Source organism: Aquitalea sp. FG25, assembly GCF_057809375.1.
Genome location: NZ_JBMDJV010000035.1, coordinates 36,974 through 48,085, shown reverse-complemented (window position 1 = coordinate 48,085; position 11,112 = coordinate 36,974). Strand labels below are relative to the sequence as shown.

13 protein-coding genes and 2 tRNA genes are annotated in these 11,112 nt (G+C 60.1%); 10 read left to right on the top strand and 5 right to left on the bottom strand.

Annotated features, from left to right (window positions below):
- Window positions 1-77: 77 nt before the first annotated feature.
- Together ACODR9_RS22310 and ACODR9_RS22305 are read right to left on the bottom strand one after the other, a co-directional pair.
- Window positions 78-153 (bottom strand) — tRNA-Glu (locus ACODR9_RS22310).
- 29 nt (window positions 154-182) lie between these two features.
- Window positions 183-258, bottom strand: a tRNA-Ala gene (locus tag ACODR9_RS22305).
- Between the two features lie 129 nt (window positions 259-387).
- Between ACODR9_RS22305 and hpnC the strand changes: the two genes are divergently transcribed.
- From hpnC to ACODR9_RS22265, 8 genes are all read left to right on the top strand, one after another.
- Window positions 388-1,200 (top strand): squalene synthase HpnC, encoded by an 813-nt coding sequence (gene hpnC / locus ACODR9_RS22300; RefSeq protein WP_488812500.1) that lies wholly within the window; start codon window positions 388-390, stop codon window positions 1,198-1,200.
- A gap of 66 nt (window positions 1,201-1,266) precedes the next feature.
- Window positions 1,267-2,112, top strand: coding sequence for a presqualene diphosphate synthase HpnD (gene hpnD / locus ACODR9_RS22295; RefSeq protein ID WP_488812498.1), 846 nt, complete (start codon window positions 1,267-1,269; stop codon window positions 2,110-2,112).
- A 7-nt stretch (window positions 2,113-2,119) separates the two neighbouring features.
- Window positions 2,120-3,448 carry a hydroxysqualene dehydroxylase HpnE gene (gene hpnE / locus ACODR9_RS22290; RefSeq protein WP_488812496.1) on the top strand — a complete coding sequence of 443 codons (1,329 nt, stop codon included), beginning with the start codon at window positions 2,120-2,122 and terminating at the stop codon, window positions 3,446-3,448.
- Window positions 3,445-4,203: an SDR family oxidoreductase gene (locus tag ACODR9_RS22285; RefSeq protein WP_488812494.1), complete on the top strand. Its 759-nt coding sequence runs from the start codon at window positions 3,445-3,447 to the stop codon at window positions 4,201-4,203. Before hpnE ends, ACODR9_RS22285 begins: the two co-directional genes overlap by 4 nt.
- 57 nt (window positions 4,204-4,260) lie before the next feature.
- Complete coding sequence (locus tag ACODR9_RS22280) at window positions 4,261-4,839, top strand: hypothetical protein (protein ID WP_488812492.1); 579 nt, start codon at window positions 4,261-4,263, stop codon at window positions 4,837-4,839.
- 21 nt (window positions 4,840-4,860) lie between these two features.
- Window positions 4,861-6,225 carry a DNA repair protein RadA gene (radA, locus tag ACODR9_RS22275; RefSeq protein ID WP_488812490.1) on the top strand — a complete coding sequence of 455 codons (1,365 nt, stop codon included), beginning with the start codon at window positions 4,861-4,863 and terminating at the stop codon, window positions 6,223-6,225.
- Window positions 6,226-6,227: 2 nt separating this feature from the next.
- The gene (locus tag ACODR9_RS22270) at window positions 6,228-6,788 is read left to right on the top strand and encodes a sigma-70 family RNA polymerase sigma factor (protein ID WP_488812488.1); all 561 of its coding nucleotides are present in this window, start codon (window positions 6,228-6,230) and stop codon (window positions 6,786-6,788) included.
- Window positions 6,785-6,964: a zf-HC2 domain-containing protein gene (locus ACODR9_RS22265; RefSeq protein WP_488812486.1), complete on the top strand. Its 180-nt coding sequence runs from the start codon at window positions 6,785-6,787 to the stop codon at window positions 6,962-6,964. Before ACODR9_RS22270 ends, ACODR9_RS22265 begins: the two co-directional genes overlap by 4 nt.
- A gap of 89 nt (window positions 6,965-7,053) precedes the next feature.
- On the opposite strand, the gene ACODR9_RS22260 is transcribed toward ACODR9_RS22265, so the two are convergent.
- From ACODR9_RS22260 to ACODR9_RS22250, 3 genes are all read right to left on the bottom strand, one after another.
- Window positions 7,054-7,398 carry a DUF2325 domain-containing protein gene (locus ACODR9_RS22260; RefSeq protein WP_488812484.1) on the bottom strand — a complete coding sequence of 115 codons (345 nt, stop codon included), beginning with the start codon at window positions 7,396-7,398 and terminating at the stop codon, window positions 7,054-7,056.
- Between the two features lie 125 nt (window positions 7,399-7,523).
- Window positions 7,524-8,303: a hypothetical protein gene (locus ACODR9_RS22255; RefSeq protein ID WP_488812482.1), complete on the bottom strand. Its 780-nt coding sequence runs from the start codon at window positions 8,301-8,303 to the stop codon at window positions 7,524-7,526.
- On the bottom strand, window positions 8,304-9,986 hold the full coding sequence (locus ACODR9_RS22250; protein ID WP_488812480.1) for an ABC1 kinase family protein: 1,683 nt from the start codon (window positions 9,984-9,986) through the stop codon (window positions 8,304-8,306).
- A 60-nt stretch (window positions 9,987-10,046) separates the two neighbouring features.
- Between ACODR9_RS22250 and ACODR9_RS22245 the strand changes: the two genes are divergently transcribed.
- Both ACODR9_RS22245 and ACODR9_RS22240 read left to right on the top strand, forming a co-directional pair.
- On the top strand, window positions 10,047-10,820 hold the full coding sequence (locus tag ACODR9_RS22245; protein ID WP_488812478.1) for a C40 family peptidase: 774 nt from the start codon (window positions 10,047-10,049) through the stop codon (window positions 10,818-10,820).
- Window positions 10,821-10,895: 75 nt separating this feature from the next.
- Window positions 10,896-11,108, top strand: a complete 213-nt coding sequence (locus ACODR9_RS22240) for a hypothetical protein (RefSeq protein ID WP_488812502.1) — start codon at window positions 10,896-10,898, stop codon at window positions 11,106-11,108.
- Window positions 11,109-11,112: the final 4 nt, after the last annotated feature.

Sequence of the window (11,112 nt, the reverse complement as noted above, 5' to 3'; positions counted from 1 at the left end):
AACCGCTGACCTCTTGCATGCCATGCAAGCGCTCTCCCAGCTGAGCTATACCCCCACGGGTACTACGTCTGGTACTCTGGCGTCCCCACGGGGAGTCGAACCCCGGTTACCGCCGTGAAAGGGCGATGTCCTAGGCCACTAGACGATGGGGACCCTAAGAACTTTATCCGACTGGAACGATGTGGTGGAGCTAAGCGGGATCGAACCGCTGACCTCTTGCATGCCATGCAAGCGCTCTCCCAGCTGAGCTATAGCCCCGTGTCTGTCGTTCACAGTGGGGCGCAGTATAGACAGGCTGTCCGTGACTGTAAAGAGATCTGCGAAAAAAATTTTCGCGCTTCCCTGCGCTATAATCACCGGTTCTGCAATGACAGGGTTGGATTGCCAATGTCGGTTGGTCATTACGAAAACTTCCCGGTCGGGTCGATCTTGCTGCCACGGCGCATGCGCCGCGCGGTGCATGTCATCTATCATTTTGCCCGCTATGCCGACGATGTGGCAGATGAAGGCAACAAGCAGCCGGAAGAGCGCCTGCGCGAGCTGGCACACCTGCGTGACGAGCTGGATGTCATCCGCGATGGCGGCATCCCGGCCATGCCGCTGATGCGTAACCTGGCAGCCGTCATCAGCCGCCATCAGCTGCCGCTGCAACCGTTTTACGACTTGCTGTCCGCCTTCAGCCAGGACGTGGTGAAAACCCGTTATCAGAACTTTGCCGAACTGGTGGATTACTGCCGCCGCTCGGCCAACCCGGTGGGCCGGCTGATGCTGGCGCTATATGGGGAAAACGACCCGCGCAGCCTGGCCATGTCCGACGGCATCTGCACCGCCCTGCAGCTGATCAACTTTCTGCAGGACGTGGGGGTGGACTGGAACAAGGGCCGCATCTACATTCCGCTGGATGATCTGGAGAAATTCCGCATCCGCGAAGGACAGATTGCCGGGCGCGATGCCACCGGCCTGTGGCGGCCGATGATGCTGGCGCAGATAGAACGCACCCGTAAGATGCTGCAAGCCGGTGCCCCGCTGGGCAAGGTGCTCAAGGGCCGCCTGGGGCTGGAGTTGCGCCTGATCATCATGGGCGGCGAACGCATTCTGAAAAAGCTGCATGACAGCGGCGGCGATGTATTCCGCCAGCGTCCGGTACTGACCTGGCGCGACTGGATTTACATGTTGTGGCGTGCGCTGCGCGCCAGATAAGCAGCCAACCATACTCATTCAGGCGGGAAGCTCAGGGCTGACCCGTCGGCAACAAAGGAGAGGCGTGTGACGCCGCAGCAGTATTGTCAGGATAAGGCCGCCAGCAGCGGCTCCAGCTTTTACTACAGCTTCCGCTTTTTGCCGGAAGACCGCCGCGATGCCATTACCGCGCTGTATGCCTTTTGTCGCGAAGTGGATGATGTGGTGGATGAATGCCACGACGAGGGCGTGGCCCGTGCCAAGCTGGCCTGGTGGCGTGGCGAGGTGGCAAAGCTCTACCACGGCCAGCCGGAACATCCGGTGATGCTGGCGCTCAAGCCGCATGTGACAGTACTCGACCTGCCGCAAAACCTGCTGGAAGAGATTGTCGATGGCATGCAGATGGACCTGGACTTCGCGCGTTACGATCGCTTTCAGGATTTGCTGCTGTACTGCCATCGCGTGGCGGGCGTGGTGGGTCAGCTGGCGGCGCAGATTTTCGGCTATCAGGATAGACAGACACTCAAGTACGCCCACGAGCTGGGCATTGCTTTCCAGCTTACCAATATCATCCGCGATGTGGGCGAAGACGCCCGCCGGGGCCGCATCTACCTGCCGGTAGAAGAACTGCAGCGTTTTAATGTGCCCGCCAGCGACCTGATGCATTACAAGGAAAGCCCGGAGTTTGCTGCGCTGATGTCCTTCCAGATCGAACGTGCGCGTGAATATTACCGCCGCGCCTGGGAGCTGCTGCCTGCCGTGGACCGCAAGCGCCAGCGTCCCGGCCTGCTGATGGCCGCCATTTACCGTGCCACGCTGGAGGAAATCCAGCTGGATGGCCCGGCCAAGGTGCTGAACCAGCGCCTGTCACTGACGCCGCTGCGCAAGCTGTGGCTGGCCTGGCGCACCTGGACGCTGGGTTATAAAGCCTGATAACGCCATGCGTGCCAGACCGAAAGTTGCCATTATTGGTGCCGGCTGGGCCGGGCTGGCTGCCGCTGTCGAACTGGTAGATCAGGCCGAGCTGAGCCTGTTTGAGGCCGGTCGTGAACCAGGCGGACGGGCACGGCGCATTTATGGCAGTGATAGCCAGCTGGATAACGGTCAGCACATTCTGATTGGCGCTTACCACGACTGCCTGCGGCTGATGCACAAGGTGGGCGTTGATGTTGATCGTGCGATGCTGCGACTGCCGCTGAGCTGGCAGCGGCTGGATGGCATCCGCATGCAATGCCCGCCTTGGCCGGCACCGCTGCATGTATTGGCTGGTTTGCTGGCGGCCAAAGGGCTGGGCTGGCGCGACAAGTGGCAGCTGGCGCGGGCCTTGCAGGTGCTGAAATGGCGGCGCTGGCAGCTGGCCGAGGACATGACGGTTGCGCACTGGTTACAGGCGCAGCGTCAATCGGACTGGCTGGTTGAACAATTCTGGCGCCCCATGGTGCTGTCGGCGTTGAATACCCCGCTAGAACTGGCCTCGATGCAGGTTCTTGCCACCACCTTGCGTGACAGTCTGGGCGGAAGCCGTGCTGACAGTGACCTGCTGTTGCCACGGCTGGACCTGTCCGAACTGTTTCCGGAGACGGCCCTGCGCTGGTTGTGTGCTCGCGGCGCTCAGTGGCAGCCGGGCAGCCGGGTGTCCAGCATCGTGCCGTCAGCGGATGGTGTGCTGGTGGATGGCCAGCGCTTTGACGCCGCCATTGTGGCGGTTGCTCCGTATCATGCTGGCGCGTTATTGCAAGATGGCACTTTGCAGACACAGGTCAAGGCTTTCCGTTACTGGCCGATATATACCGCATATCTGCGCTACGACGCCGATATCAGCATGCCGTTGCCCATGCTGGGTTTGCAGGGCGGTACGCTGGACTGGCTGTTTGACCGCCAGGCCCTGTCGGGCGAGCGTGGTCTGCTGGCTGCCGTTATCAGCGCGCCGCCGCAGGCGGTACAGTTAATGGAGCGGGAGGCGCTGCTGCAGGCGGTCAGGGCGGATGTGGAATACATGTTGCCTGCGCTCAACGGCCTGCAGCCGGTGGCCAGCCACTTGATCGTGGAGAAGCGTGCGACCTTCGGCTCCGAGGTGGGACTGACAAGACCACACTGCCGTAGCAGGGTACAATCGGTTTATCTGGCGGGGGACTGGCTATGTCCTGATTACCCCGCCACGCTGGAAGGTGCAGTACGCAGCGGCGTGCAGGCGGCCAGCCAGCTTATGCAGGATTTGCCATCATCACGGACCACCGGCAGGTGGTCCTCAGCTGAAAAAACAAAATGAACCAAACATTTGCCAAGGATTGTCTGGCTGGTCGCGTCATTCTGGTGACGGGGGCCACGCAAGGGGTAGGTCGGGAAGCCGCGCTGACGTTTGCTGCACACGGTGCAGACGTTGTTTTGCTGGCGCGCAGCGTAAAGGGGCTGGAGAAGGTCTACGATGAAATTGTGGCCGCTGGCGGCAAGGAACCGGCAGCCATTCCGCTGGACTTGCTCACCGCCACCGACGAGCAGCTAAGCAATGCTGCTTTCCAGATCAAGCAGACGCTGGGCCGCCTGGATGGCATCGTGCATTGTGCCTCGCATTTTTATGCCTTGTCGCCGCTATCCAATCAGGGCATTGACGAGTGGATGAACCAGTACCGCATCAACACGGTGGCGCCGTTTGCACTGACGCGTGCCTGCCTGCCGCTGTTGAAAGAGTCGGAAGATGCCTCGGTATTGTTCATGGGGGAAACCCACTCGCTGTACCCGGCGGCGTACTGGGGCGGCTTTGGTGCATCCAAGGCCGGGCTGAATTATCTGACCAAGGTTGCTGCAGATGAATGGGATGTCTACCCGAACCTGCGTGTCAACCAGCTGATTCCGGGACCGGTGAATTCGCCGCAGCGCAATCGTACCCATCCGGGCGAAGCCAAGAGCGAACGCGCCGATCTGGCCACGCTGATGCCTTATCTGCTGTATTGGCTGTCCGCCGACAGCAAGGGCCGCAGCGGGGAGATCATCGAGCTGGACCTGCGCAGCAAAAAGGGCGAATAAGCCGCATCCGCGCCGTTGCCTGCATGGCTGCGGCGAATGGCATCATGGGGGTAAAGCATGAAGAGTCTGTGGATTCTGCCTTTGCTGGCGGTGCTGGCCGGCTGCAACTGGGTCAATAATGTATCCGGCCTGTCCAAGGAAGCACACAAGGCGCTGGGAGCGGCTTGCCGCCAGACCGGCCGCTCGCTGGAAGAGTGTTTCCGGCGCAATCCGGATGCCGATACCGCAGCCATTTATTCCGGCTGGCGCGAGATGAACGAATACATGACCAAGAACAAGCTGGAAACCATGGAACCGCCAACCGACAGTGCGGCGGGCCATGCGGAAAGCTCAAGGCCAGCAGCCAGTACGCCAGCGGATGGCAAGTCATCCAGTGCATCGCCCGCACCGGCAGCCAATATGGCCCCCCCTCTCACCAGTGAGGAGGCGGACAAGGCTGCCAAGAGCGACCCCCAGGTAGCCGCCGTGCTGGCCGCCATTCGCAAGAATGGCGGTGGTGACAAGCCCAAACCCAAGGCCAACAGCAGTAGTGGTGAACCCGATCAGAAGCGCCTGCTCAACATCATCCAGCAACTCAATGGCAACAAGCCGGCCGCCAATGGTGAAACACCGGCTGACAATGCCAATCCCGGTTGAACCCTTCCTCTGCTTTTCCTGATGGCAAAAATCAAAACTGTTTTCAGCTGCACCGAGTGCGGCGGCCAAGTGCCAAAATGGCAAGGCCAGTGTCCGCATTGTTCCGCCTGGAACACCTTGGTTGAGGCCGTATCCACGCCTGCCGCCAGCAATCCACGCTTTCAATCCTGGTCCACCACCAATGCCCGGGTACAGGTGCTGTCCGAGGTTAAGACCGAAGAAGTCCCGCGTGACCCTTCCGGCATCGACGAACTGGACCGTGTGCTGGGCGGCGGCATTGTGCGTGGCGCGGTCATCCTGATTGGCGGCGATCCGGGCATTGGCAAATCCACCTTGCTGTTGCAGGCGCTGGCGGTAATCGGCAAGCGGCGCAAGGTGCTGTATGTGTCGGGCGAGGAATCACCACAACAAATTGCCCTGCGTGCCTCGCGGCTGGCGGTAGACCCCAGCCAGGTGAACCTGCTGGCGGAAATCCGGCTGGAAGCCATCCAGGAGGTGCTCAAGCAGGAGCAGCCTGACGTTGCCGTGATCGACTCCATCCAGACGCTGTACACCGAGCAAGTGACCTCGGCCCCCGGCTCGGTATCGCAGGTGCGCGAATGCGCCGCCCAGCTCACCCGCATGGCCAAGCAGACCGGCACCACCATTCTGCTGGTGGGCCATGTCACCAAGGAAGGCTCGCTGGCTGGTCCGCGTGTGCTGGAGCACATGGTGGACACCGTGCTGTATTTCGAGGGCGACTCCCACTCCAGCTACCGCATGATCCGCGCCATCAAAAACCGCTTTGGCGCGGTCAACGAGCTGGGTGTGTTTGTGATGACCGAAACCGGTCTCAAGGGCGTGTCCAATCCCTCGGCCATTTTCCTGTCGTCCTATCGTGACGATGTGCCGGGTTCCTGCGTGCTGGTGACGCAGGAAGGCACCCGCCCCTTGCTGGTGGAAGTACAGGCGCTGGTGGATGACTGTCACGGCATGCAGCCCAAACGCCTCACCGTAGGGCTGGAGCAGAACCGGCTGGCCATGCTGCTGGCGGTGCTGCACCGCCATGGTGGCGTGGCCTGTTTTGATCAGGACGTGTTTCTCAACGCGGTGGGCGGGGTCAAGATCAGCGAACCGGCTGCCGACCTGGCAGTGATTTTGGCCATGGTGTCGTCGCTGCGTAACAAGCCCTTGCCGGAAAAGCTGGTGGTGTTTGGTGAGGTGGGGCTGGCTGGTGAAGTGCGCCCGGTATCACGCGGGCAGGAGCGCCTGAAAGAAGCCGCCAAACTGGGTTTTACCCGCGCGCTGATTCCTACCGCCAACAAGCCGCGCCAACCAATTGAGGGCCTGCAGATCATTACGGTGGACCGGCTGGAGCATGCCGTCGATTATTGTCGCGGAGACTGAATGTGATCAACCCTGCCGAACTGGAAGCCGAACTGCCCTATCTGCAGCGTTATGCGCTGGCGCAGCTGCGCGACCGGGATGCCGCCAATGAAATCGTCCAGGAAACCGTGCTGGCGGCATTGGAATCCGGCGACAGCTTTAGCGGCAAATCCAGCCTGCGTACCTGGCTGACCTCCATCCTGCGCTTCAAGCTGATCGACCGACTGCGCCGCAAGGGCAAGGAAGTGTTGTTTGCTTCGCTGGAAGAAGAAACCGACGATAGTGATTTTGATGGCCTGTTCAGCAAGGACGGCCACTGGCAGGACAAGATCAAGGCCTGGAGCGGGCCGGAAGAGTCACTGATGTCACGCCAGTTTTGGGAAGTGTTCGAGCGCTGTTCCGAGGTGATGCCGCGCCGCACCGCCATGGCTTTTGTCATGCGCGAGGTGATGGGGCTGGAAATTGCCGAAATCTGTAACAATCTGGACATTACCGCGACTAACTGTTCCGTACTGCTGTATCGCGCCCGCATGAGTTTGCGGGAGTGCTTCGAAATCCGCTGGACCGGGGAGGCCAGGGCATGAAGATCAATTGCCGTCAGGCCAGCCGTTTGATATCGCAGGGGCTGGATCAACCACTCAGCCAGTGGGACCATGTGCGCCTGCGCGTACATTTGTGGATGTGCGGCAACTGCCGCCAGTTCTCGCATCAGCTGCAACTGATGCGCCAGTCCGCCCGTAAGGCCGGGCAGGGGGAATAGGCTGTACTCAAGCCTGGGCCTGCGTTGATCGCGGCCACAGTAAAGCCGACCTTCGGGTCGGCTTTTTCATGGGCAGACACTGCGTGTAGCTAGTGTGCCTGTTTGTTATGTGCCTGGCGCTGCGGACAGCTGGCGCAGGACTGTTCGCACAACCCGGCTCCAGTCAGCGACTGTTTGAGCGCACACACCGAACGGCGGCAGGCAATGAAGCGGATGTCTTGCTCTGCTGCCAGTGAGCGGAAATGGCGCATTACATTGTGACCAAGGAAGTCGGTAAACAGGATGAGCAGATCGGTACCTGCTGGCAAGCGGTCCACCTTGCGCTGATGCGAGCTGTTGCGACCGCTCAGATGGCGATGAATATTGATGCCATGTTCCTGTAGCACGTTGGGGATATTGCCCAGGGTATCTGCGCCTACCAGCATTGCGTTCATGAATGGCTCCTGTTCGGATAAGTTTTGCAAATGATAATCATTACTATTTATAAATGCAAGCTCCGCAACATTTCATTGTCATCTTCGCGCTGCCGACTGCGTGTGTTTGCAGTCGGCCGGGCCGCTCAGGGCAAGGCTTGTACGCGAATCCGCACGCTGTGGCTTTGTCGTCCTTGCTGCTGGCCACTGCCGATCAGCAGGCTTTCCCGCCCCTGGCTGTCCTGCGTGGTGCGGGCCACCTCCAGCCATTCGCCCAATTGGCCTTCCACCGTGGTGGATAGCTGGCTGCCATTGCGTTGTGTACCGCTGAATGCCTGTTGGCTGACGGCCAGTTCGATGCTGACCCGCTTTCCATTCAGGCGGGGCCGGGCATAAAAGCCGGTAATGGCATCCTGAACGCTGCTGCCACGCAGGATGCCGCCCTGCGGTGTCAGCATCACCCAGGGCAGGGGCCGGCTTTGCACGGCCTGGATGAAGCCGCTGCGCCCTTCCAGCAGGGTGAGGCTTTGCAGGCTCTGGCTGGATTGGGTGCGGCTGTTCTGCTGGGCGGACAGGGTGACGCCATTGCCCATACTGCCGGGCATGATGCGGCCTATGCTAATGCCACCTTGTACTTGAACCCCGGATTGTGTCTGCGCGTTGCTGCCGGACTGGCTGACTTCCAGCTGCAGGCTGACCGGGCGCACATCCAGCTGCCTTGCCAGTGCGGCCAGCTGGTTTTCCCTGGCCGGGCTGGCATCGATGATCAGCTTGTTGTCCAGCACGCTCAGCCGTTCATCGGCACGCAGCTGTGCTTGCAGTGCGGCTTGCAGCTCGCTTGCCTCGCGCCAGCTCAGCTCGACAATTTGCAGGGCCAAAGCCGGTGCGCTGGCCAGTAGCAGTGCCAATAGTAATAGGGGTCGCATTTACAGCTCCTTGCCAGAACGCCAGATCGACCAGATCAGCCATACGCTGTTGAACAGCGCAATCATGAAACCGATGAAGCCGAAGAAGGGCAGGCCAAACAACTTGGGCCCGGCGTTTACCGTCATCACGATGGAAGAGCCGATTATCAGGCAGCCGGTGACAATGGCCATGGTCAGGCGATTGGTACTGCGATCCAGTTGTTTGCCAAAGCTGTCCAGCCGCTGCAAGTCCAGGTTGATGCGGAACTTGCCCTGGCGGATGTCCTTGGACAGGCGCAGGATGTCGCGCGGCAGGCCGGTGAGCATGCCCAGCGTTTCCTGCAGCGTCAGTTTGCCGCGCTTGAGCAGGGTTTTGGGGTGGTAGCGCGCGACAATCAATTCGCGCACAAAGGGGGTGATGTGCTCCACCAGCTGGAAGTCCGGGTCCAGTTGGCGGCCCAGGCCTTCCAGCGTGATCAGCGCCTTGAACAGCATGGCCATGTCTGGTGGCAGCAGGATGCCGTGGTCGCGAATCAAGGCCATGATGTCGTTGATCAGCTGGCTGATATTGAGGTTTTTCAGCGGGACATGTTCGTACTGGAACATGAATTCGCTGATGTCGTAGGCAAATTTCTGTTCGTCCACCGGCGTGTTGCCAGTCCACTCGATCAGCACATCCATCATGGCGTGTTCGTTGCGCTCGCCCAGTGCGGCCAGCAGGTCGACGATTTCATCGCGCCGGCCATGGCTGATACGGCCCACCATGCCGAAATCGATGAAGGCGATGCGGTGCTCCGGCAGGAAGAACACATTGCCGGGGTGCGGGTCGGCATGGAAAAAGCCGTTGAACAGGATCATCTTCAGCACGGCATCGGCACCATGGCTGGCCAGCACCACCGGGTCCAGCCCGCTTTGCGCCAGTTGGTCCAGCTTGCTGGCGGACAGGCCGTTGATATGTTCCTGCACATTGACTGCCGGATTGGTGAAGTCCCAGTACACCTTGGGCACCACCACTTGCGGATCGTCGGCAAAGTCACGGGCGAAGCGTTCCATATTGCGCGCTTCCACCGCCAGATCCATCTCGCGCTTGAGCGAACGGGAAAACTGGCTGACGATTTCCACCGGCTGAAAGCGGCGCGCGTCGGGAAATTCCATTTCAATCAGCGTGGCCAGGTGCGCCAGAATGCGCAGGTCGGCATCTACCTTGTCGACAATGCCGGGGCGACGCAGCTTGACCGCGACATGGCTGCCATCGTGCAGGGTGGCAAAGTGCACCTGGGCGATGGATGCCGAACCGATGGGCTTGTCGTCAAAGCTGGCAAACAGCTCTTCCGGCGGCTTGCCCAATGCCTTGGTCACCAGCAGGCGTACCGAGGCCGGGTCCACCGGTGGCACGGTGGACTGCAGTTTTTCGAATTCGGCTATCCATTCGGCAGAGAAAACATCCACCCGGGTGGACAGGATTTGCCCCAGCTTGATGAAGGTGGGGCCCAGTTCTTCAAACGCCAGTCTTACCCGCACCGGGGTGGGCAGGCCGGCATCGGCATCGGGCAAATGCAGGTTAAGCCATTCGCCGGCTTTCTCCATGGCGCGGGGCAGGCGCAGGCGCTGGGCAAACTCGCCCAGACCGTGGCGGATGAGGATGCCGCTGATTTCCTTCAGGCGCGGAAGATCGCGCATTGCAACAAGAGTTTCTCTGAGCATGGGCTGTTTGGTGTCCAAGTTGGCTTTACACTCCCGTCCCTGTCCGATAGAGTGCGGCCTATGAAATTGCAACTCCGATTACTCGCCGTGATGCTGGCTGGCGTCATGGTTTTTGCCCAGGCCGCACCTGAAAAAACTGCGCAGGATGCACGGCCCAAGGTCGAGGCCTCGGAAGACCCGATTGCCAAGTATGCCTCGCCTGGCGAGGATGCTGTAGGGGATTTGCTGCTGCAGGCCATGAGCCTCTTGGGTGTTGCCTACCGTTTTGGTGGCAACTCACCCGTCAGCGGCCTGGATTGCAGCGGTTTTGTCCGTTATGTATTCCAGAAATCCCTCAAGGTCAATTTGCCGCGTACCTCAGCTGAGATGGCGCGCATCGGCAAGGCCGTCGATAAAAGTGAACTGGTGGCAGGGGACTTGGTCTTCTTCAATACCCGTGGTTTTGCTTACTCCCATGTCGGCATGTATATGGGTAATGGCAAGTTCATCCATGCGCCGCGTACCGGGCGCAATGTCGAAGTGGTGAACATGAACCAGAGCTATTGGCAAAGCCGCTGGAATGGTGCACGTCGTATCAACCGCAGCAATGCCAATACAGTGGCCGCCGCTGACCAGGCCGATGCTGGCAATGATGCCGTGGCCGCTCCAAGCCGTGGCGGTAGTGCGGCAGCGCCAAAAATGAAGTGCCGCAAAGGCAAGAAGTGCAAGCCCGTCGCCGAAGCCTCTGCCAGCAAGAAAAAGGGCAGCAAGCAGGCTGGCAAGGCGGACAAGGGCAGCAAGCCTGCCAAGGCGGCCAAGTCCGGTCACGGTAAAAAGAAAAAGCCGGCCAACTGAAAGGTTGGCGGTCTGTCATCATCACGATGCCCGCCTGTGCGGGCATTGCGTTTTCAGGAATAGCCAGGCATGGCCATGAATATTGAAATCCCGGTTTGGAAAGACCCGCAGGGTGGCATTGTTGCCTGCGTGGAAAAAATCAAGGTAATGAACGAAAACCTGGAAGAGTTGCAGCAGATGGCGCAGGACGCGCTGGAAGATGCCATCCTGATGGGCTGCGATGAACAACAGGTGAAGGACTTTCTGGTACGCCTGATGCAAAGCCTGCACAACCCCTACCAGTCCTGAAAGG

Bases quoted from the DNA above. Each gene is read 5' to 3' on its own strand.
- ACODR9_RS22280 (WP_488812492.1), top strand. From the start codon at position 4,261: ATGAAGAGTCTGTGGATTCTGCCTTTGCTGGCGGTGCTGGCCGGCTGC.
- ACODR9_RS22255 (WP_488812482.1), bottom strand. From the start codon at position 8,303: ATGCGACCCCTATTACTATTGGCACTGCTACTGGCCAGCGCACCGGCT.
- ACODR9_RS22285 (WP_488812494.1), top strand. From the start codon at position 3,445: ATGAACCAAACATTTGCCAAGGATTGTCTGGCTGGTCGCGTCATTCTG.
- ACODR9_RS22245 (WP_488812478.1), top strand. From the start codon at position 10,047: ATGAAATTGCAACTCCGATTACTCGCCGTGATGCTGGCTGGCGTCATG.
- hpnE (WP_488812496.1), top strand. From the start codon at position 2,120: ATGCGTGCCAGACCGAAAGTTGCCATTATTGGTGCCGGCTGGGCCGGG.
- ACODR9_RS22265 (WP_488812486.1), top strand. From the start codon at position 6,785: ATGAAGATCAATTGCCGTCAGGCCAGCCGTTTGATATCGCAGGGGCTG.
- ACODR9_RS22260 (WP_488812484.1), bottom strand. From the start codon at position 7,398: ATGAACGCAATGCTGGTAGGCGCAGATACCCTGGGCAATATCCCCAAC.
- hpnC (WP_488812500.1), top strand. From the start codon at position 388: ATGTCGGTTGGTCATTACGAAAACTTCCCGGTCGGGTCGATCTTGCTG.
- ACODR9_RS22250 (WP_488812480.1), bottom strand. From the start codon at position 9,986: ATGCTCAGAGAAACTCTTGTTGCAATGCGCGATCTTCCGCGCCTGAAG.
- radA (WP_488812490.1), top strand. From the start codon at position 4,861: ATGGCAAAAATCAAAACTGTTTTCAGCTGCACCGAGTGCGGCGGCCAA.
- ACODR9_RS22240 (WP_488812502.1), top strand. From the start codon at position 10,896: ATGAATATTGAAATCCCGGTTTGGAAAGACCCGCAGGGTGGCATTGTT.